The following is a 22,056-nucleotide window of genomic DNA, read 5'->3' on the forward strand; positions in this document are numbered from 1 at the left end:
CATTATTGAACAAGTTACAGGGTCTTACTGTGCTTGATCCCGTTTTGCCGTTAATATGCATGTGTCGGCTTTTTGTTCTTGTCCGGTAACCAAACCGCTTCCGCGGATTTTTACTTGGAATCCTGCATCATGAAGGATGCTAACCGCCCTGCGCAAGGTTAGTCCGATTACGTTGGGCACATATTCGCCTTTGTGCTTTACGGTATTTACTTCTACTGACGAGCCCCTTTCCACCATGGTTCCTGCCAGCGGTTTCTGAGTGCCTATCATGCCATACTCGGATGATGTTGTAAGTAACAGGCCGTTCATGGACAGTATGGTATCGGCTGTTGCCAAAGGCATACCGCGCAGTTCCGGGACCCGTACAGAGTCGGCCTTCATCATGTTCATAATGGTGGTCCGTTCTGAGTCACCAAGCTTTACCATCGTCATTGTTTTTTGCACAATTCGTTTAAAGATTGGCGCTGCTACGGTGCCTCCGTAAATACTTGTTTGCGGTTTGTCAAGCAGTACGATCATCGCAACCTGGGGATTATCTGCAGGGTAGAAACCAACAAACGTTGCTGTATATGCCTGTTTCTGATCATAGCTTCCCTCTACCAGCTGTTTCGATGTCCCCGTTTTACCGGCAATAGCAAGTCCGGGAATTGCTGCTAGTTTCCCGGTACCGTTTTCAACCACGCCTACCAACATTTTTATAACGGCGTCTGCTGTTGCTGCCGACACCACCCGGCGAATTGTCTGAGGCTCAAGAACGGTATTTCTACCCCCAGATGAATTCCGGATTTCACGAACGCAGTGAGGTTCCATCATTACACCGCCATTAGCAATTGCTGCGTATGCATTTACCATTTGTAGTGCCGTACAAGACAATCCGTAGCCATGGGCCATATAGCTTTGGGTGCCTTCCTTGAACTGGTTTGGTTTTCGTAGTACACCACGAACTTCACCACGAAGGTCGATACCTGTAGGAATCCCAAACCCAAAGTCACGAACATATTTATAATATTTTCGGCTATCCAACCGCAATGCACTGGTAGCAAACACTACATTACTGCTTTGCTCCAATGCAACCTGGAATGTAGTCTTGTTCAGTGGGTGATCGTCGCGGATAACATACGGTCCTACATGAACAGCACCGCCCAGGCCATCCACCTGATCTGTGGGTTTCAGCACTCCTTCATCGATGAGAGCTGCTGCCGTTATTGCCTTCATTGTTGAACCGGGTTCATACTGATCGGTTATTGCACGAATCCGTATTGCATCGTTCGATGCCAGGTCTAATCGCATTGGATTATACGTGGGTATTGAAGCCATTGCCAATACCTCACCGGTTGAGGGTATCAGGGCTATAACTGTGCCACTGACGGCACCGGATTCGCGAACTCCGCGCTCAAGCTCCTTTTCGGCAATTCGCTGGAACTCGATATCAATGGTGAGTTCCAAACTATGTCCGTTTTGTGGACTGCTTCGTTCAGGGTTCACGCCTGAACGCAGTCTGCCCTTGCCATCACGTTGCATAACCACAAAACCACTCTGACCACGCAGAATGTTGTTGTACTGAAGCTCAAGGCCGGTCAGACCGTTGTTATCCAAATCGGTAACGCCAATTAACTGCGCGCACACCGGACCGTACAAAAAGTTACGTTTGGGCTCTGTCACGCGGATCAGACCGGGGTCTCGTAAATTTTCAAGATCCGGGAACAGTGATGTGTTTACTCCACGTGCAAGCCAGACAAAACGCTTTCCAGGTTGCCGAATTTTTTGCAACAGTACATCTGTTGCAATACCCGTAGCCGTGGAAATCAGCTGTGCAATTGTCTCGGGGTGTTTCACCATTTCGGGGTCAGCCGCAAACGATGTAGTGCGGATCATCCCAACAACTTCTCTGTTGTTCCGGTCAAACAAACTTCCTCTTTCAGCCCGAAGCTCAACCTTGCTTTCGTACTGTTTTCGGGCGGCGTCACGATACTTGCCGTTATCAAGCACCTGAACCCAAAACAGTCTGCCCAGGATTACAACAAATGCAAAAGCAAAAATGGCACTAATCAGCCCCGCCCGCCATCGTATGGGATCGTATGCGTTTACACTGTTCACGGCTGCAATACTACCGGTGCCTCTTGTGGGGGAATCATGCCGAGTTTTTCGGTTGCAATTTTTGTGACACGCTCTGAGCTTTGCAGACGATATGTCTCGTTACGCAGACTTTTGTTTAACGTCTCCAATGAGTCCACATTCCTTCGCAGTTGTTCGGTTTCTTGTGATAGTTTATTAACGGCGATTACATTACTAACGTACAAAACCGTAGCGGATGCACTGATAAAGAAAAGAGCAAATAAACTCCACCTATTAATCAGCCGGCGCTGCTTAACAATGGCGGTTGGCTCCTTACCGGGCAGATACGACTGCTCCGGTTCGTGATCTTTTTCTGGCCCGATGTTAGGATTTGCCATTTACCGTACCTCTGCACCGGCACCAACTCCTGTATCCGATGGACCAATCAGGGTAAGAAATCCGTCGCTGTTACTTGCAGCCAGCACCATGCCCTGTGATTCCATACCCATTAACGTGGCCGGTTTTAAGTTGTAAACCACTACAATCATCTTGCCGACTAAGTTGTCGGGCTTGTAATGTTGCGCAATTCCTGCAATGATCTGCCTGCGTTCGGTACCAATCCTGACCTGGAGCTTTAAGAGTTTCTTTGATTTCGGTACGGCTTCCGCCTCCAAAATTTCTGCAGTTCTGAGCTGAACCTTCGAAAACAGATCAACGTCAATCAGCATGGATTCCGAGCTTGCAGTATCGTTGGTATTGTTTGTATTGCCCGAAGCTTCGGTAAGCAGTTCCAGTTGCCGGCGTACTACGTCATCTTCTATCCGATGAAATAAGATGTCGGGCTGCCCAACCGTGTCACCCGGGTTCAGGTGCACCTTCCATGCTTCACTCCAAACATTCTTAATATCTTCACCAACTGCTCCGATGCGTTCCTCAAGACCAAGCATGTTCTGAATACTTGCAGCAGCCCATGGCGTAAATGGTGCCATTAACACTGATACTGTGCCAAGAGCTTCCAGACATCTCTTCAGCGTAGCGGCCGCATCTGAAGGGTCTGTTTTTATTGCCTTCCAGGGAGCCTTGTCGTTAAAATATTTATTAACGGCCCTGGCTGCATTCATGGCTTCTGTGACGGCATCACGGAAACGGAATGTATCCAGCCGGTCTCCCGCAGCCTGTGTTGCTTCTTTAAGGGCCTGCAGAAGTACTTCTTCGTGTTCCCCTGATACGACCGTTCCCTCGGGAACAACACCGTTATAGTTTTTATGAACAAATAAACTAACTCTGTTCACAAGATTTCCCAGGATAGCGGCTAACTCATTGATTGCTTTTGACTGATAGTCACGCCACGTAAAATCACTATCCTTGGTCTCTGGCATACTGGTAGTAAGTACGTACCTCAAAATGTCTACATGTTCCTGCTGCGGAAATGCAGCCAGATACTGCTGTACGTCAATTGCCCAGTTCCTGCTCTTCGAAAACTTCTTCCCTTCCAAATTCAAGAATTCGTTGGCAGGTACCGCTTCCGGCAGAATGTAACCTTCGTTTTCTCTGGTGTGCAGCAGGATTGGGAATATGATGGTGTGGAATACAATATTGTCCTTGCCCAGGAATGCAGTGTACTGCGTATTGGAGTCCTTCCACCACTTCTCCCACTCACCGGGAGTACCTTTGTCTGATGCCCATCGCTTAGTTGCTGATATATACCCGAGAACTGCTTCAAACCATACATAGAGTACTTTACCGGTGGCACCTTCCACGGGTACGGGAATGCCCCACTGTAAGTCTCTTGTTGCCGTCCGTGCAGCAAGGCCCTGGTTTAGCCAGGATCTGCTTTGCTGAAGAACATTGTCCTTCCACTCGCCGGCGTGCTGCTCGATGTACTGTTCAGTCCACTGCTGGAATTCATTGAGTTTAAAGTACCAGTGTTTGGTTTTCTTTACTACGGGTGTCTGACCCGATACTACAGAACGCGGGTTTTTTAAGTCAAGTTGGTTGTAATATGCTCCACAGCTATCACACTGATCACCGCGTGCTTTATCATAACCGCAATTCGGACACACTCCTTCTACGTACCGGTCGGGCAGAAATATTCCTGACTGCTCATCGTAGAACTGATCGTCATCTCGCTCTACCAAAAGCCCCTTTTCAAGCCATGTTGTAAAGAACTCCCTTGCTGTCTCGGCATGGAGCGGATCGGTTGTTCTGCCAAACACGTCAAAGTCAATTCCAATAGCACGCAGTGCAGTTTCGTTAGCTGTATGGTATTTGTTTACTAACTCTAATGGTGTAACTCCTTCCTTCTCGGCTGCTATCGTAATTGCAACTCCGTATTCGTCGGACCCGCACACATAGAGAGTTTCACGTCCTTGAAGTCTGCAATACCGTGCATAAATATCGGCAGGCAACGTACTTCCTACCACGTTTCCCAGGTGTGTTATGCCGCTTGCGTAGGGCAAGGCAGATGTTATTAAATATCGTTTCATTCGTACAATACAATATCAGTTGACAGCCACCGGGCAGTTCCTTCGTCCACATATTTCTTGATGATTGCCAAAGCAAATTCAAATGCCGTGCCTGCTCCGCGACTTGTGATTATTCCATTTTCGTCAACTACTCTATCAGTAACGTAGTTGTAGCCGGTAAACTCATGTTCGAGCGTTGGGTGCGAGGTGACTTTTGAGCCACTTTTCAGAAGCTCGAGTTCGTGTAAAACAAATGGGGCTGCACAGATAGCTGCAAGCGGACGTTTTGCGTTACGGTGTTTAACGATAAGCTGACGCAGTGACTCGTTTGCGAGGAAGTTCTGTACTCCTTGCCTGCCACCGGGAAGAATGATAATATCAAAATCATCGTATTCACCCAAGTCGTCAATCGCAGTATCAGGCACTATCCGAACTCCTTTCGAACACGTAATCAGGTGTCCGTCACCGGCCACAGTTACATCGACTCCGGCTCTCCTCATCATATCAATGATGATCACGGCCTCCATTGCGTCAGACCCATTTGTGATTGGTACCAGGCAGGTCATTGTTAATCAGTACTCCTTAATATGACGGTATGCAGTGGAGTTGGTCCGATCAGGTTGGGACGTCGAATCGCACCTCCTTCGTGACCGGTAACTACCAGCTGAAAAAGTGATGCTATTCCAATCAGGACAATGCCACTGAACACGTACCGTTGCAGTTTTTGTGATGGCGGCATGTTAAATAAGTGTAGCATAGCCAGAATAACAGTCATCGAAGTAAGTGTTAGGGCCAACTGCGCTGCCTCTTCGTGAACGTGAATCTGATCGGCACTGATACCTTTAGCCCCTTTCAATACCTTCTCGGCTGCTTCACCGCTGAAGTTGGCTGGATACGCCATCAGACCGGTAACAATGTACACGATCAGCCCAACACGACGTACCGTTTTATTCGTTCGCAGAAGTGAAACGATTACAATTCCCAAACCAATCGCAGTACCAACAATCGGTATGTGATTTACCAGCAGATGAAACCAAATGGAGTTCATCATCACTCCCATTCGATAGTGGCAGGGGGCTTTGACGAGATATCATACACCACTCTGTTAATGCCACGGACTTCGTTGATAATGCGGTTGCTGATTTGTGCCAGTACCTGGTATGGAAAGTGGTACCAGTCGGCAGTCATCCCGTCCACACCGGTAACTGCCCGCAACGCACAAACGTGTTCGTAGGTTCGTTCATCACCCATTACACCAACGGTACGCACCGGCAGCAATACGCAGAATGCCTGCCAGATATTGTCGTACAAACCAGCTTTTCTGATTTCATCAAGAAATATCGTATCTGCCTGTCTGAGGATTTCGGCTTTCTCATGTGTTACTTCACCTGGGATTCTGATGGCCAGACCCGGACCCGGGAACGGGTGACGGTTGACGAACCAGTCAGGAACGCCCAGCATGCGTCCAACAGCGCGCACCTCGTCCTTAAATAGTTCCCTGAACGGCTCGATCAGCTTCAGGTTCATTCGTTCCGGCAATCCCCCAACATTGTGGTGAGTTTTTATGGTTTGTGACGGACCCTTGATGCTGATGCTTTCAATGACGTCAGGATATAGTGTACCCTGGGCCAGAAACTGTGCGTCGCCAAACTTGGATGCTTCTGCTTCGAACAGTTCAATAAACGTAGTACCAATAATCTTGCGCTTTTGCTCTGGATCGGTTACTCCCGCAAGACGGGATAGAAATAATTCAGAGCCATCCACCAGATCTACACTGATATTAAAATGTTCCCTAAATAAACTGATTATTTGGGCACTCTCACCGGCACGCATCAATCCGCTGTCAACATGAATACAGTGAACTTGATTTCCCAGTGCCTTCGAGAGTAGAACGGCAGCAACGGTACTGTCAACACCACCGCTTAGAGCACAGATAACTCCACCATTGCCGACAGTTGCCTTAATATCTGCTACCGATGCTTCGATAAATGACGCTGCATTCCAGTCAGGCGCGCATCCGCAAACCGATACAACAAAATTCTTAAGCAGTGTTAGCCCTTCAACGGTATGATGAACTTCTGGATGGAACTGAACTCCCCAAATCTGTTTGTCGTGGTTAACAATGGCACCGATTTCGGCATTCCTGGTTCGAGCAACTCGGTCAAAGCCTGGAGGAATCTTCGTCAGATGGTCACCATGACTCATCCATACTTCCGTAGATGTACTCAAACCTTCAAATAGCCCGGTGGGTGAATCAATCAGCAGCTCAGCCCGACCAAATTCACGGCGTTCTGCCTTTTCAACGGTTCCACCGTTAGCCCAGGCGATGAGCTGTAAACCATAACATATTCCCAGCACCGGAACACCCAGATTAAACACATCTGCATTGGGATGCGGAGCGCCCGTTTCGTACACGCTTTGTGGTCCACCCGAGAGAATAATCCCAGACGGTTGTAATGCCTGCAGGTTTTCTTGTGAAATTGAATAGGGGTGGATTTCGGTGTACACACCTATTTCACGAATTCGTCGGGCAATAAGCTGCGTGTACTGCGACCCGAAATCCAGAACCACTATCCTTTTGCCATGTGTCATTGAACCAGGTTTGTAAGATTAAAGTGATACGAAACACCCAGACCACCAGAAATTATCTTCGGGTCGTACGTGGAGTCGAACCCGGCAACCTCCTTAACCATACCCGATACCATGTAACCTACCTGAGGAATAATGCTTATCCGGCCGCCTACGAAGTCATAAAGTGGTATCATGCCACCAATTCGAAGTTCAATCATTGGCGACTTAAGATTGTCGGTTGGTAAATCGGACTTGATTTTTCCGGAGACGTTCGACACCGAGTATGACGACGGGAAACCCAGGGCAACGCCAATTGTGAATCCGCCCATAAAGAACGAAGGTGCCAGCACAACATACGATGGTTTTATTACCGAAGTATTATCATCGTTGGCAATACTTTCACTTTCGGGACGCATCCTGTACGAATACGTGGAGTAGCCAATATCCCCCATGATTCCGATGTTCATGTCCTTGTTAAACAGGTACAAAATATTGGCAGAAAAATCGGGTCCTCCATGAAAATTGAAGGCCGTCTTCTGTCCTTCGGGAATGTTACCCGCATTCACGCCACCTTTAACAACCAGTGACGGGCCAAGCAAGACCTTCTGAGCCATCAGCTGGGATGTTGCAAACACCATAACCGTAGCAACGAGCAGTGCAAACAGGTTTTTCATGACTTTTCCTTTACAAAATGTAAATGATGATGGTTTAGTTTTCTACGTAGTCAAGATCTTTATGAAATGTTTCGCGGAGCAACACCCAGCCACCAAGAGCTACAGCAAAAACAGCTACGGCAATGATGCCGGCACTCTGAATAATGCTGCCACCGGTAAGTACCTGAGCATCCGAGCCGGGAATGCTGCCCGTTCTAAGTAAGTGCAGCAGGAATAAAATCGGTACCATGCCTCCGCGTACAAAATTCGGTACCGTTGTGGCAACAGTAGCCCGCAGGTTTGTACCAAACTGTTCTGCTGCCGTAGTAACAAATACTGCCCAGTACCCAATTGCATATCCGAGTATTCCGCACTGCAGATAAATCGTCTCAGGCGATCGGTTGGTATCGGTTAAAAACCACCATACAGACAATACTGTCAAAATCATGTGGAGCAGTATTACCTTTTTTCTGCTGCGGAGCCACTGGCTTAGTAAACCACTGGCAAGATCGCCTACCACCATGCCCATATATGTCCATGTGATGCTTAGTCCGGTAACTACGGTTTCTACTGTACCCGAGGCAGACGCAAGCTCCGGTGAAAACGTAACAAGAACACCAACAACATACCACACCGGAATACCTATTGCAATACAGGCCAGGTAGGTTAAAAGTCGTCCACGATTAAACAGCATTAGCAGATTGCCCTTGGCTATCGGAGCCATTGCCTGTTTTGCAAACATGCCGCTTTCATGCAGCCGAACACGCATTGCCAGAAGGCCAAGCCCCATAACACCGCCGGCGATAAAGGCTGCCTGCCAGTTAAACAAGGCGTGCACAAAATACGCTGCAACGGCACCAAGTATTCCCATTGATGCTACGATCGTGGTTCCATATCCGCGGGTTTCCTTCCGCATCACCTCGGTTACAAGCGTAATAGCTACTCCAAGTTCACCGGCCAGTCCGATACCGGCAAAGAACCTGAAGACGGCATACATTGGCACGTTGGTAACGAAGGCATTGGCAATATTCATGAGCGAATACAGTAGTATTGAAGCCATCAGTACCGACAGTCTGCCACGCTTATCAGCCAATACACCAAAAATCACACCTCCGATTAACATCCCGGCCATTTGGGAGTTTAGTATCAACTCACTTGCACTGATAAGTTGATCACCATGTACACCTATCGAGGCCAAGCTCTCCAGCCTGACAATCGAAAACAAAATCAGGTCATAGATGTCAACAAAATACCCTAAGGCACTTACCAGTATTGTAAATACCAGTTGCGATCCATGCAGGTAAAGAGGCTCCTTTTGTTGTGTTGGCATAACAATAGTGTTAAGAATGTTTATAAATCGGACTTCGAAAAGCTGTCAACTAAAAGGTCGCTAAGATACCATTGTTTTTCTAATCCGGTTAGTGTTCTGCTGATAACCACTAAACTATCAGAATGCTCTATCAGTACCTGCCTGCATGCACCGCATGGTGCAACAGGTTTTGCAGTATCCGTTACGATAACACAACATACAAAACCACGGTGTCCGCTGCTGATTGCGTTACCAATTGCAACTCTCTCTGCACAGATGGTTAGTCCGTACGATGCGTTTTCTACGTTACACCCTGAATGCAAGCCCCCTTCTGAATCAACAATACAAGCACCAACGGCAAAGCTACTGTACGGAGCATAGGCCGATGCATAGGCCAGCTCAGCCACACGGATTGCTGCTGAACGTATTTCGTTTGGAAGTGATTTTGTAGGTTGCATTCGTGATTTCTACCAAAAATACCACTCGGATCCGTGCCCTCGCACTGGCATGGTACCGTAAAAGTGGTCGGGACTTCCCATGGCGTGCCGCGAATGCATCAGTATATACGGTTTTTGTTTCGGAGTTCATGCTTCAGCAAACCCAGGCAACTCGCGTAGCTTCGCTACTGCCCATATTTCTTCGGCGTTTTCCCGGAATTCGTGAGTTAGCTGGTGCGACAAATGCAGAAGTGATCAGAGCATGGCAGGGGCTGGGGTATAACGGTAGAGCTCTGCGGCTAAGAGATGCTGCAGCGATTATTGCAAGAGACTATAGGTCCGAAATTCCTGATGATGCAGGGGTGCTGCGGACATTACCAGGGATTGGCGATTATACGTCGAATGCAATTGCATGTTTTGGCTACGGGAAACGAACAGTGGTGATAGATGTTAATATTCGTCGTGTCTATTCAAGGCTGCTTCAGCCTATGCCGCATTGCGGAGTACTTGCTACAAACAGCCAGGTATCGAAGTTTGCCGAATCTATTATTCCGCGCCAAAATCCGGAAGAATGGCATCAGGCTGTAATGGACCTGGGTGCAACAGTATGTATGGCAAAGAAGACGCTGTGTTCGCTTTGTCCGCTTTCCTCAGTCTGCCCATCTTATGGCCTCCCAAAGGCACCCGCTCCAATTAGAAAATCTGCCGAACCGGAAATTCAGGGAGTACCCCGCCGAATCTGGCGCGGAAGAATTGTACAATTACTGCGTGAGTCACCTGATCGCGGACTAAGCCTTACCGCACTGCTTCCCAAGGGGGCCCTGGATTCCGATGATCGTGAAGTATGGTTGAACCTGCTTTACAGAATGCAGGCCGACGGGTTGATCAGAATAGGAAAGATGATTGAATTACAGTCGTAAATATAACTATCATCTAAAACTGATAGCTGAGCCCCGCTGTAATGATGTTAAATCGGCTTATGTTATAGTCAACCGCCAGTCTCAGGCCGCCAATTTTACCGCTGACGCCAAGTGTCCACTTTAAGTTGGTATTGCCAGCGTTCACGATACTTTGCTGAGGCTGATTGTCACCGGGTTGCTCTGGTGTTGGTACAGCCACTTCCCCTTCAGGGGGCTTGGGCAGCAGTCCAAGTGCAATTTGAACCTCCTGCGGTAATACATAGGTGTAGGAACTAGTAACGTCGATTCTTTCGTAATTAAAGCCCGTATAAACGCCAAAACTGTTCCACCATTCCTTACCCGCATGGATGTTAAAACTCATTATGGTGGCGTCGGCCTCCAACTTGCTCTGTGTAAATCCAACCGTATTGGTAAGATTCGTGCCTTGTATCATTCCCTGAACGGCAACATCAACAGGTGGGTCGGTGATGTATTGCGAAATGCTGTGACGCAGCCCTGCTCCCCAAAAAGCAAACTTGCCAACGTTCTTGTCGAACTGAACGGGCGGTACAAACCGGATCAACAGCTCGGTTCCCCATAGTGCACCAATTTCAATTTGCGGAACCCCCGCAATCAGCGATGACATATCCACGCCGCTGGGCAGTGTAAGGTATTCCGGCAGTGTTAACTTGAGCATTAATGATTCCAGGCTTGCCTTCCCGGCACTGTCGAGTATTTTATACTCCGGCCGATTTCTGAGTAACTCTGTTAGCTGCGACTGGTTGGGCATATAGGCACGGGCATCCGGTATGTATCCAAATAGCGTTGCTGCCTGCGGAGGCATCGCAAAATATCCGCTGTCAATAGCATCTCTCAGCAACTCTTTAAACAGCGAAGACGTAAGCCCCAGCGTGTCGGCATACGTTGGTTTGATGTTATACTTAAACGTGCCGTCTTCATACCGTATCTCGCCGTGCCTGCCAATAACATCAGTAACGTTTACTCTTGGACCAAAGCTGATTGACGGACTGTATGTTTTCATGTCATCAGAAATGGTACCTACCATTCCATTAACACTCACGCGAATGTAAGGGGCTTCAACCTTCGCGGGAATGTATGCCTGACTATAAAATCGCGCATTACTGGTGGCATTGATTGCTGTTACCATTGGCTGGATGTATGGCACGGCATTACTCTCAAACAGGTCCTTCGAGAGCGACCTGGTAACATCCACAGCCAGTGGATTCCATAGTGGTTGCGAAGGTAACGATACAATGCTGATAAGGATAGCAATGGCAAGCGAAAGATGCTTCATAGTGTTCGGAATACGTTAACGAAATACTCTTCGGCTAAGATACAGATAGATTGCCACCGCCAGGAGGCCGACGATGACAAACTGAACCAGGCCAATGATGAGGCTGATTGTAAATGAAAATATCCACCACAGAAGTTTTATCGCTATGTATGCAACCAGAAGTGAGACAATGCCTATTAAAACTTTTTTCATAAACCTGTTACGTTGTTTAGTATTTCTGCTAATGCAAGTGCAGCATTTTTCCGTTCGTATTTACTTATCACGTCGGTACTGGGTAATGCAATAGGTATGCCGTTTTGCCAATTGTAAAGAGACTGCTTTACAAACTCAGCCAAGCCATCGATGTTTTCGGGATCAACACTTATTCCTGCACGGGTTTCCGTAATCAAGGTTTCGATAGCGCTTCCCGAGGGGGCAATGGCAAGTACCGGACGGTGTACGCCGATATATTCGTACACCTTGCCAGGTACTATCTGTGCACTCTCCTTTGTAGAATCAACGATTAACAGGTTGATCTCTGACCTGATAAGGTAGGAAATACTCTCGTGGTGCGGAACATAGGCAACCAATTCCACCGATGGCCAGAAGACGGATTCACGCAACATGGCTTCAACGTTGGCTCCAAATCTTCCTACAATTCGCAGTCTGATTCTATCCGGTGATAGCTCACCTCTCCGGTGTAATGTTTCTAACGCCGAAAGCAGCGCAGCAGGTGTACGTTGTCCGTACAGCGATCCGGTATAGGTAATTGTAAATACATCATTGGGTACGTACGAAACCGGTGGGAAGTCAGAACTGTCGAAGCCATTTGGTACATGGAAAAACTTGTCTCGGTTCAAGTCAGGCATCTTTGCTATGGCATCATCGATAATCCCGGTCCATGCACATTCAACGGCAGATGCATTTCGGAATACCGCACGCTCCATTGCTTTGTCAACTGCCGCAGGTAAAAACCATCGTTCAGGTGTTGTAAGAAACCCTGTCCATGGATCTCTGAATCCGGCTACCCATGGAAGCCCCGTTTTTTTGTGTACGCTGTTAGCAATTAACGAGCAGGTGTAGGGGGGTGAAGAGCTGTAAAGCACGTTGATGTTGTGTTTTTTTACAATGTGGAGAGCAGCCCGCACAGCCGGACGCCACCAAAACACTCTGGCATCAGGAATAAAAAACGTAGAACGAATAAAGTGAGCGAGCCATGACTTCCATCCCCTGCGCTGTGCTGAGTCCATATTAACGTTTACGTCAACCGGAGCCCCCTTCGAACCCATAAACTTTTTGTAGAGTACGTATGGCTCCAAAATTGGTATGCGTACTACGGACACGTCTGCCGGGATACGGTGCAGCAGTGACTCGTCACGAGCCGGAAAATCGCCGTTTTCAACAGTCAGCACAACTGGATTCCATCCGAACTGACGGAGATAGGTAATGTGCTTCAGCACCCGCTGTACCCCGGGCCCGCCACCCGGAGGAAAGTGATATGCTATGACCAAGACGTTTTTCTGCATGCGTGTTAATTGCCGTGATTCATGAGTTTAAACACGAGAGCAGCTTCCATGGAAAGGCTTCTTACCGGAGCAAGCCATTTAAGTTTTGTTAGTTCTAACGTTGGTATCGGTTTGTTATATTTCCATTTAAACACCGGCCGCAATCCAAAGTAGCGTTCAGAAATCAGCTGCATGCCTGCTTGATGTGCCGCCTGCTGAACACCGTTACTGCTGGCTCTAATACCGGCAAGCATCCGAACTTCATCCTGGTTTACCGGATCACCTTTTTTTATGATGTGTTCAAATACACGAAGGGGCAGCAGATGAACAAAGGGTATGTAACCAAGCGGTGTTTGAAGCAGCTGCTGATGCCCGCCAAATGCTGATACATACGGCGGAAAGGTAACCAGCAAAACCCCACCGGGTTTCATAATGCGTTGTATCGCCATCATTGCCGCAGGCTGGTCGGTCAAGTGTTCAATAACATCGCGAAGAACTACAACATGAAATCTGTTTTTCCACTCATCCGGAATTGAGTCAGTAATCACATTATGAGTGGTGAGTTCAACGGCAAGACCTAATTCGGTTAACAGCGGTCGCGTAACCTGGTCGAGCAGCGGACCAACCACGTCCGTGCCCATTGCATCCGGAACACCATACTCAGCAAACGCAGCAATTACACCGCCTTCACCGCAGCCAATTTCGCACACTGCACTTTGTTTATTTAAGCATCCCAGCTGCTGTAGCCAGGGTATAAGTGTATGGCGCGCCAACCGATATTGCATCCGAAAATTACGCTTTGTTCGGGGATGTCTGTTAGATGCCTCGATATGTGCCGCCAGATCAGTAAAATGTGGTGTAGTCATACCTTCCCAAAGATACAGCCGTAACTTTGGCTGTTCGTACGTTTTGTTTTGCAACCTTTGTTTAACGAGTAAGTAACCATTTCGCCATGCCGCGTTTTTCGATTGTTGTTGCCGTGTTCAACCGGCCCGATGAGATGCAGGAGCTGCTTGAGAGTCTTACAGAACAGTCCTTTGCCGACTTTGATGTAGTCGTGGTAGAAGACGGTTCGAGTATTCCGTGCTCACACATTTGTGATTTATACCGCCAAAAGCTCGCCATCACGTACTTGCAGAAGGAGAATGGCGGACCCGGCCCGGCACGCAACCATGGGTGCTTACATTCTTCAGGGGAGGTCTTGATATTTCTCGACAGTGACTGTACGGTACCACCCGACTGGTTGAAGAACATCAATGCAGGTATGGAGTCAGCCAAACTGGATGCCTTCGGTGGTCCTGATCGTGAGCATCCGTTATTTTCATCGTTGCAAAAGGCAATAAGCTATTCAATGACGTCGGTTCTGACTACCGGTGGAATTCGGGGCAAGACCGTCCGAACAGGCGGTGCATTCCATCCTCGCTCGTTTAATATGGGTATTAGCCGTGAAGTGTTCCAGGCTACACATGGGTTTGCCCCTATGCGGTTTGGCGAGGATATCGACCTTAGCATCAGAATCATTCGTGCGGGATTCCGGGTAGGGTTAATTCCCGAGGCTTGGGTTTACCACAAGCGCCGGGCTACGTTCAAAACGTTCTATAAGCAGGTATTTAATAGCGGGATGGCTAGGATCAGTCTTACTCAAATCCATCCGGGCACACTTAAGATAACTCACATGTTCCCTACGGCATTTGCACTGTATTCAGGTATTGCTCTCTTGTGTTTTATAATTTCGCCGGCTCTGTGGCCCATCCTGATTCCCATACTTGCGTACCTTGCTTCCATACTTGTCCACTCCTCAGTACTAAACAAGAACCTTCATGTTGGAATTTTGAGCGTGGCAACATCGCTGATTCAGCTTCTTGGTTACGGAGCCGGGTTTGTTGTAGCGTTTATCCGCAAAATCCTTTTAGGACAGAAGGAAGCCGAAGCTTTTAAGAAAACGTACTACAAGTAATCGACAGACGGATTTAGCCGATGTACGGTACTCGCTGCATAATGGCATCATACAGTGTCTGCGATGGCAACGTATCCATACAGCGGTATTCCGGATTAGTACATTCCTGCTGAAAATAGCAGGTACATTCTCGCGGTGGCTCTACGATAACACCTCTGCCATACAGCTCAAATTCGTATGGATTAAAAATGTTGTTCATCAATACAAGCTGCTTACGCAGTGCAAGAACTATGTGCATGGCCATTGTAACCGCTGTAACAACGATATGACATTTATTTACTATCGCACAAAACTCTTTAAGCGGGTATGTTCCATTGTAAATGGCTCCAGTTTTCTGCTGAATCCTGATGTTCCTGTCATGCTCAGCCTTGCCTCCCAATAACACTGCGTGGAAGCCGGACTTCTGTACCAAGGTGATCAGCTCGATCCAGTTTTCTTCAGTCCACTCCCGTGTTAACCAGCGCTCACCGCAACCTGTATTAAACCCAACAACTATCCCCGATTGCGGCATTGAAAATGGTGGCTCTCCCGGGGGGTCTATTTGGTATTCCTGCCTGGTATACTCAAAGCCGCATATCTCCATCATTTCCTGTGGATACGACTTAGTATTGTTCTTGCTTACATCATCAAAAATCCCGGTGATAAACTTATGCTGCGCACGATCGTTTACCGGTGCCGGCAATCCGTCTGCAAGCGTATAACCGTGCTTAACGGTGGCTTTCACGCGGGACATCAGGGCACAGGCGTGCAAATCTTTGTCAAGGTTTATTGCAACGTCGAACGTTGTTTCTTCAACACAAAGAAGATTCTCTGGTGAGAACTTCATTCGTTTCTCAACGGTGGAAGGGACGATCTCGGGTGTGTTGGACAACCACCAGACTGAGTAGTTGGGATACTGTTTCCGCAGAGGTTCTAGTAGCACCGAGGTCCTGATAACGTCCCCAATAGCACCCAGTTTGATAACCAGTATCCTGCCTTCTCTTTTTTCAAACCATTCACAGTTCTCGCAGTGAACACCGTATAGTTTGTGCGGTTTACACGGTACGTCGCCCCGGAAATGCTTGCAGTCAGGTTTATACAACATACTTCAACTTAACCACTGGGTATTTATAACCTGACCTGAATCATAAACGTAAAATTTAGGTGATGAACGTACGACTCGGGTCCTTCCAGCATACTTACCGCGGTTAACAGCTCGCCGCGACCACCTTCGGCAGTTGTTCTGGTATCCCTGCCAATTAAGTTCATCACCCCCCAGGCAACACTCGTATTGATGAATACAGGATAATAAATCTCACCCTCGATACCCACCCTGGCCATTGCACCAAGCCTGGTAGCACCATCTTTACCGGAATACTCCCATGTACTGTCCCGGCGTACGCCAGCATTGTTCCAAGATCGAGACACAATTTGGTTGGGCATTACAAAAAGCGGACGGATCTCACCACCCACGTATGCTCTGGCGAAAGCCATTGGAAATTCAACGAAAGACCATTCGAAGCCTACCTTGGTACTAATCAGATTTACGTTGTGCCGTACCTGTAAGCCAGATAGTCCGTTCGATATCCGTTGAGTTCCGGAAAAGAAAAACACGTCAATGCCAACAGGAATTCTGAAGTGCTTCTGTTTGTCTAAATCGGCATAACCATGAACTCCCCAGCCGATTTGTTGTCCATCAAGTGCTCCGCCATAAGCACGAGAGGTGTCACCTGTATTCTCGTTAGATACAAGCCTGTACGTTGCCGGGTTGTCATTCGTTATCCAGTCGGTACTCAAGCCTGTTGCAACCCTAAAACGTACCTGGGAATACGCTATCAGTGGCAGAGCAATTAGAACAAGTAAGAATACATATTTTTTCACATCAACTTCTCCCTGATACTATACCGTTCACGCTGAGAACTGTTTTTTACAATGAGCTCGCTAAGGAGTCCAATTGAAATTAGCTGAACACCTACAATGATCATTGCAATTCCAAAAAGTGCAAGTGGACGGTTGCTTAAAGAGGTCTGACCTAGAAACCATTCCACTACAAGATACGCGTCGGTAACAAAACCAATCAACGCAAATAAGCTGCCTATTGCCCCAAAAAGATGCATTGGACGCTTAACATACCGCGTAGTAAACAGCACGGTCAGAAGGTCCAGGAATCCCTTTAGAAACCTGCTCATTCCAAATTTCGACACACCATATTTTCTGGGGTGATGCTGAACCGGTATCTCGGTAACCCGAAATCCTTCCCAGTGGGCCAATGCCGGAATATAACGGTGCATTTCGCCATAAACCTGAACTGATTCGGTTACTTCCTTGCGGTATCCTTTTAAACCACAGTTAAAGTCATGCAGCTTAATGCCCGACATTACTGATGTAACCCAGTTGAACAGTTTCGATGGTATGGTTTTATGCCAGGGATCGTATCGCTTTCTTTTCCATCCTGACACGAGATCATAGCCCCCTTCCAATTTTGAAATTAGGGCTGGTATCTCATCGGGATCGTCTTGTAAGTCAGCATCCATGGTTATTACGTAGGTACCTTTCACGTACATAAAGCCTACTGCAAGTGCTGCACTCTTGCCGTGATTGGTACGAAAGCGAATACATTTATATTTACTATTACGTGAATGCAGATTCTGAATCACTTCGAAAGAATTGTCTGTACTTCCATCGTCGATAAACAGTACTTCCCATTTGTCAGGGGCAAGTGACTGGAGTACTTTTTCAAGTTTTGCTGCAAGGATCTCTAAAGACTCAGCTTCATTGAGCAAGGGAATAACAACCGAAATCGTCCCATTTGTTCGGCGCACGGTATCTTCTGAAGTCTTATCGCTATGATAACCGCGCCGATACCGATCAGGTCTCCGCCTGGGTGTATGCTGACGTTTTGTTTCGTTGCTCATGGAATTTCGACGACAAAATTATTCTTTGACAAATGGCACTATGCACTGAGTATTCCCATCACCGGTAACATTCAGCAGGTACACACCGGGTGGCAGGGCCTCTAACCTGATGGTAGTTACACCTTCAACAGTACCGGCACTGTTAGTAACATAACTGCTGGTAAGGGGCTTTGGTTGCATCTCACCACGAATATTGAAAAGCTCAAACTGTGTGTTTTCAGCAGAACGCGTAGCCACAGTTAGAATATCATGAGCCGGGTTAGGGTACAGACTCAAAGCAGGACATTCCTGACGGGTACGTGCATTGCCTGACGAACTCACCGAGCTGGATGTTGCATTATACCACACCATGATCTTGAAATTTTTAACTGACGGGTTTGGTGTTTCAAGCACAGCACCGGGCTGGAGTTTAACCGAAAGAAAGTTGTTAGGGAAGTCGGAATACCCGTCCACAATCCAGGCAGAGTCAACCAACTCTGGCATCTGGCCTGTTTGAGATATCGAAAGGCTACCTCCAGTCCAGGCAACCGTTATATCATACACAACAAGGTGCTTTTGACCCAGGAGAAGCTTTCTGTATTCTTTCGGACTGAACCACATCACTTCGTTAGTTGGAGCTACGGCCCATACATAAAAGATATTACCCGGCAATGGCAAACTTGGGATTTCTCGTTCACCAACAAGTGTATCTAACAGGTCGGTAGCTTGTGGATGAGCACCAACAGTGAAGGCAAATGTTTTTGTACCGTTTGGCGTTGTATTCTTAAACTCGATCTGAATTTCGGGTTTCTGAGCAAGTACCACAGCCATCGGCAGCACAAATAAAAATGTAAGCAGTTTCATGTTGTATGAATAAAAAAGGGCAGCAGTATACACTGCTGCCCTCTGTTTTTGTTTACATAGTTTATCGAACGATGGTCAGTGTGCTAGTTGTTACGGAGCTACCATTGGTTACTTTCACAATGTAGCTACCTGAACCAAGTGAACCAGCATTCAGCTGAACATCATAAACACCGGCAGCAACGTTGTCGTTAACCAGCGTTTGAACGCGCTGACCAACGGCATCGAAAAGTTCAACAGTGACGTTGCCTGTGTTTTGAACAGAATATGTAACTGTTGTACTGGATGTTGCCGGATTTGGCTGTACAGAAACACCAGTTGTTGCTGCAAAGTCACCACCCATCAGACGCACTGAACGTACACGTGTGTCATTGATAACAACTGAGTTGTTTGCACCAGCCGATATTGTACCAAGAACTTCACCGGAAATCGGATTTACAACTGAATAGTTTCGATTAGGCGTATTCATGGTTACAGTTACCGGATAGGTAGCACCCTGCAGATTTACGAGCGGGTTAGCGGCATCTTCGACATAGGTTTGATTGCTAAACCGAACGTCAAATAGATTGTTCGGAGGCAGCGGCGGCAACTCAAAAATGTTGCGTGACTGTAATTCCTGGCCTTCCAGGACGTACAGATCGCCTTGACGGTTGGCAGCGTCTGTTACAGTAAGCTTCGTTGCCTGATCTTGGACCATTCTGCGGACAGATGCAAAGTTGACACCAGCCTTATTACCGGTTGATGATGTCATCTGCAGGTAGGCTTGTCCGGAAATCTTAATCCAGTAGCCAAGGCCGGGTGTAATTTCAGAAACAGCTTGGTAGCCTCTGTCAGTTACATAGCGATAAATGTCGCCTTCGATTGATGCGATTGCGCCAACCGGAATCAGCGATACTCGTTCCGTACTGATAGCTGTGCTAAGCGAACCGATTGTATTCCACCCTTCATATAGTCGTGTTGGGTATGTTGTTTGGTCGATACGGCTAAGTCTGCTACCTGCAAGGACGCTGTCAATTTCATTAGAATACTTGATAAAATAACCAACACCAGGAACGATGTTAACTTCATTAACTTGATAGTTATTCAGTGAGAACTTAACCGGCGTATTTAACGAGTGCTTAAATACATCCTTCCAGTATGAAGACGATGGGTTCACCGGTACCGACAGCAGGTTCCATCCCTTGTTGATTACAGGGAAGCGGGCTACCTTTGGTAGGGTATATTCAATTACGAAGGCATTAATATCGGCGTCACGAATTGTAAATGAGTACATGGAGCCACCAATGCTTGTACCATTGCGCATGTTTACGTTAAAACGTGAACCATTCAGTGTGTCGCGAATGAATAGATCTGACCCTGGGCTGAAATTGTCTACATCCCAGCTAACTACTACAGGATAGTTTGCTGCACTTCCGGCATTGAAACGGCACCAGTACAGAAGAGTGGTATCCGAGTAAATGTCGCGAATATCACGTGATTCTGCCTTGGGACGAGTGGCTGTTGCTGCCCACAGGTCACTTAATCCGTTAGGATACAGGTCTGTGCCACTCTTGTCTTTCGGGAACCAGCGGGCACCAAAGCTGGACATTGGGGTTTCCCAAACTGATTCACCAAAGAGTGTGTCAACCTGATCCCGGGCACGGGCACCAACGCCCATTACCAGGTAGGTACGTTGAACAGATGGTGCTGAGTTACGCACTTCTATGCGTATGCCAGTTGGGTCGGCACCGCCGGGACGTGTCATCCAAGCGTTATTTTCATCAAAAACGTTGGGTTCAAATGGTGTGCGGAAGTATATAAACGTAACTTTTACCCGAACTGGTGACTGTGCAATTGAGTTTGATTCAAAGCTTAAATATCCAGTGTAGATACCAGCAACTTCAATCGGGTTGCTACCCGTATTCTTGGGCAGTTCGTTAGGGTCACAGATGATACGTAGATTCAGATCTCTCTGCGGAATTGTATTCTCACCACCAGGGGTAGTACCATTGGTTGTACCAAGAATACCTTTATCCATATAGGATATATAACCCTCACGAACTGGTTGCGGGAACGGATTTAACTCACCGGCACCGCCCTTCAGGAATGATTTAAACTTTAACCAAGGACTGTCTGACTGTACGACGATGTCATAAGCACGAGTACCAAGAACCGAGTTTATTACGTCGATGTCACGAGTTCCAATACCATTGATATTGTCATCATAATTTGATCCTGAGTCAATCGTGATTGGAGCAACAACAAACCACGATGTACCGTTCGAACCATTCACAGAGTCAACCAACCTAAATCGCGGGTCAGCTACGTTCGTAAATGAAAGAGCCGGAATAAGGTCGGTTACTTCAACCCATAACATGCCAGGCTTCGACGGACGTAGTGGATCGCGAACTTGTTCAACCAGGTTGTTGTCAAGATAGAAGTTGTCAACTCCGCCAAGACCGGCAAATGTTGAAGGTTGCGGATCATTAGGGAACGGCCGTTCATGACCAACTTGAAAGTCGTTATAGAAAAGCGTATCGTTGGTAATGATCAGGGGTGTTCTGGCACTTACCGGATCTGCTCCAGGACGTGCTATAACGCGGAACCGAAGAAAGCAAAGTTCCTGGTAAGGGCGCTGTTCGCAGTCCTGACTTAGATCCTGACCAGTCTGTGGCAGGGACTTTGACGAAACAGCGTCAATCATCACCCTCTTGCCACGTAACCTGTTCTGAATTGGTGCATTAATTACCGACTGGAAAGTAACGTCACGTGCTACGTGAGTTGAAAATTCAAAGTCTTTTGCAAGACAGGTTATTGGTGTGAACTGCGGTCCACGTAACGGACCATTCTTTTCTACACCAATAAACTCAAGCGCTGTTGAGTCAAACTGGACTTTAAACTTGAAGCTGTAGATAGGAAACGCTTCATAGTCTGCAGTCGTTCGCCAGCAGTTTTTAATAAATACCGGTACAAGCAACTCACGTTGCCCGTTTTGACCTTCTTGCGAAGTCCAAATACGACCATCCGGATAGTAACTTGTGTTCCAGCTCGATCCTGATCCGGTGAGACTGAGCGTCGGAAGCTCAGGTTTATCTGCTTGGGCAAAAGCACCCTGGGTGCTAAACCCGATCAGCACCGCGAGGAGTACAGACACGCTTACAACGTGTATACTCCAAAGTGTGAATCGACGATGCATAA

The 22,056-nt window shown here is 47.5% G+C and carries 20 protein-coding genes; 2 read left to right on the plus strand and 18 right to left on the minus strand.

The genetic code is table 11. The annotated features are described in order from the left end of the window. Nucleotides 1–24: 24 nt before the first annotated feature. Genes HRU79_05630 through cdd form a run of 9 tightly spaced genes read right to left on the minus strand, consistent with a single transcriptional unit; the run spans nt 25 to nt 9,511 of the window. A complete protein-coding gene (locus tag HRU79_05630) occupies nt 25–2,097 on the minus strand; it encodes a PASTA domain-containing protein (protein QOJ26154.1) in 2,073 nt (690 codons plus the stop codon). Beyond that, entirely contained in the window at nt 2,094–2,453 is a 360-nt protein-coding gene (locus HRU79_05635; protein ID QOJ26155.1) for a cell division protein FtsL, read from the minus strand. The genes HRU79_05630 and HRU79_05635 overlap by 4 nt, the downstream gene beginning before the upstream one ends. Continuing rightward, a complete protein-coding gene (metG, locus tag HRU79_05640; protein ID QOJ26156.1) occupies nt 2,454–4,541 on the minus strand; it encodes a methionine--tRNA ligase in 2,088 nt (695 codons plus the stop codon). After that, a complete protein-coding gene (locus tag HRU79_05645) occupies nt 4,538–5,086 on the minus strand; it encodes a DJ-1/PfpI family protein (protein ID QOJ26157.1) in 549 nt (182 codons plus the stop codon). The genes metG and HRU79_05645 overlap by 4 nt, the downstream gene beginning before the upstream one ends. A 2-nt stretch (nt 5,087–5,088) precedes the next feature. Further along, nucleotides 5,089–5,571, minus strand: a complete 483-nt coding sequence (locus HRU79_05650) for a hypothetical protein (GenBank protein ID QOJ26158.1) — start codon at nt 5,569–5,571, stop codon at nt 5,089–5,091. Beyond that, nucleotides 5,571–7,112 (minus strand): glutamine-hydrolyzing GMP synthase, encoded by a 1,542-nt coding sequence (gene guaA / locus HRU79_05655; protein ID QOJ26159.1) that lies wholly within the window; start codon nt 7,110–7,112, stop codon nt 5,571–5,573. Before guaA ends, HRU79_05650 begins: the two co-directional genes overlap by 1 nt. Continuing rightward, on the minus strand, nt 7,109–7,765 hold the full coding sequence (locus tag HRU79_05660; GenBank protein QOJ26160.1) for a hypothetical protein: 657 nt from the start codon (nt 7,763–7,765) through the stop codon (nt 7,109–7,111). Before HRU79_05660 ends, guaA begins: the two co-directional genes overlap by 4 nt. A 34-nt stretch (nt 7,766–7,799) precedes the next feature. After that, nucleotides 7,800–9,074, minus strand: coding sequence for an MFS transporter (locus HRU79_05665; GenBank protein QOJ26161.1), 1,275 nt, complete (start codon nt 9,072–9,074; stop codon nt 7,800–7,802). A 20-nt stretch (nt 9,075–9,094) separates the two neighbouring features. Next, entirely contained in the window at nt 9,095–9,511 is a 417-nt protein-coding gene (cdd, locus tag HRU79_05670; protein QOJ26162.1) for a cytidine deaminase, read from the minus strand. Nucleotides 9,512–9,513: 2 nt separating this feature from the next. On the opposite strand from cdd, the gene HRU79_05675 reads away from it, so the two are divergent. Beyond that, nucleotides 9,514–10,410, plus strand: coding sequence for an A/G-specific adenine glycosylase (locus HRU79_05675; GenBank protein ID QOJ26163.1), 897 nt, complete (start codon nt 9,514–9,516; stop codon nt 10,408–10,410). A gap of 13 nt (nt 10,411–10,423) precedes the next feature. On the opposite strand, the gene HRU79_05680 is transcribed toward HRU79_05675, so the two are convergent. Genes HRU79_05680 through HRU79_05695 form a run of 4 tightly spaced genes read right to left on the minus strand, consistent with a single transcriptional unit; the run spans nt 10,424 to nt 14,054 of the window. Next, the gene (locus HRU79_05680; GenBank protein QOJ26164.1) at nt 10,424–11,704 is read right to left on the minus strand and encodes a hypothetical protein; all 1,281 of its coding nucleotides are present in this window, start codon (nt 11,702–11,704) and stop codon (nt 10,424–10,426) included. Between the two features lie 15 nt (nt 11,705–11,719). After that, the gene (locus HRU79_05685; protein QOJ26165.1) at nt 11,720–11,896 is read right to left on the minus strand and encodes a hypothetical protein; all 177 of its coding nucleotides are present in this window, start codon (nt 11,894–11,896) and stop codon (nt 11,720–11,722) included. Then, complete coding sequence (locus HRU79_05690) at nt 11,893–13,209, minus strand: hypothetical protein (GenBank protein QOJ26166.1); 1,317 nt, start codon at nt 13,207–13,209, stop codon at nt 11,893–11,895. Before HRU79_05690 ends, HRU79_05685 begins: the two co-directional genes overlap by 4 nt. A gap of 5 nt (nt 13,210–13,214) precedes the next feature. After that, entirely contained in the window at nt 13,215–14,054 is an 840-nt protein-coding gene (locus tag HRU79_05695) for a class I SAM-dependent methyltransferase (protein ID QOJ26167.1), read from the minus strand. Between the two features lie 86 nt (nt 14,055–14,140). On the opposite strand from HRU79_05695, the gene HRU79_05700 reads away from it, so the two are divergent. After that, the gene (locus HRU79_05700) at nt 14,141–15,145 is read left to right on the plus strand and encodes a glycosyltransferase (GenBank protein ID QOJ26168.1); all 1,005 of its coding nucleotides are present in this window, start codon (nt 14,141–14,143) and stop codon (nt 15,143–15,145) included. 13 nt (nt 15,146–15,158) lie between these two features. On the opposite strand, the gene HRU79_05705 is transcribed toward HRU79_05700, so the two are convergent. From HRU79_05705 to HRU79_05725, 5 genes are all read right to left on the minus strand, one after another. Continuing rightward, nucleotides 15,159–15,971: a hypothetical protein gene (locus HRU79_05705; GenBank protein ID QOJ26169.1), complete on the minus strand. Its 813-nt coding sequence runs from the start codon at nt 15,969–15,971 to the stop codon at nt 15,159–15,161. 281 nt (nt 15,972–16,252) lie between these two features. Further along, on the minus strand, nt 16,253–17,005 hold the full coding sequence (locus HRU79_05710; GenBank protein ID QOJ26170.1) for a hypothetical protein: 753 nt from the start codon (nt 17,003–17,005) through the stop codon (nt 16,253–16,255). Next, nucleotides 17,002–18,039: a glycosyltransferase family 2 protein gene (locus tag HRU79_05715; protein QOJ26171.1), complete on the minus strand. Its 1,038-nt coding sequence runs from the start codon at nt 18,037–18,039 to the stop codon at nt 17,002–17,004. The genes HRU79_05710 and HRU79_05715 overlap by 4 nt, the downstream gene beginning before the upstream one ends. 18 nt (nt 18,040–18,057) lie before the next feature. After that, complete coding sequence (locus HRU79_05720; GenBank protein QOJ26172.1) at nt 18,058–18,882, minus strand: T9SS type A sorting domain-containing protein; 825 nt, start codon at nt 18,880–18,882, stop codon at nt 18,058–18,060. A 61-nt stretch (nt 18,883–18,943) separates the two neighbouring features. Then, nucleotides 18,944–22,054 carry a T9SS type A sorting domain-containing protein gene (locus HRU79_05725; protein ID QOJ26173.1) on the minus strand — a complete coding sequence of 1,037 codons (3,111 nt, stop codon included), beginning with the start codon at nt 22,052–22,054 and terminating at the stop codon, nt 18,944–18,946. Between the last annotated feature and the right edge of the window lie 2 nt (nt 22,055–22,056).

The sequence above is a fragment of the Ignavibacteria bacterium genome, assembly GCA_015709655.1.
Taxonomy (GTDB): Bacteria; Bacteroidota; Ignavibacteria; order Kapaibacteriales; family Kapaibacteriaceae; genus OLB6.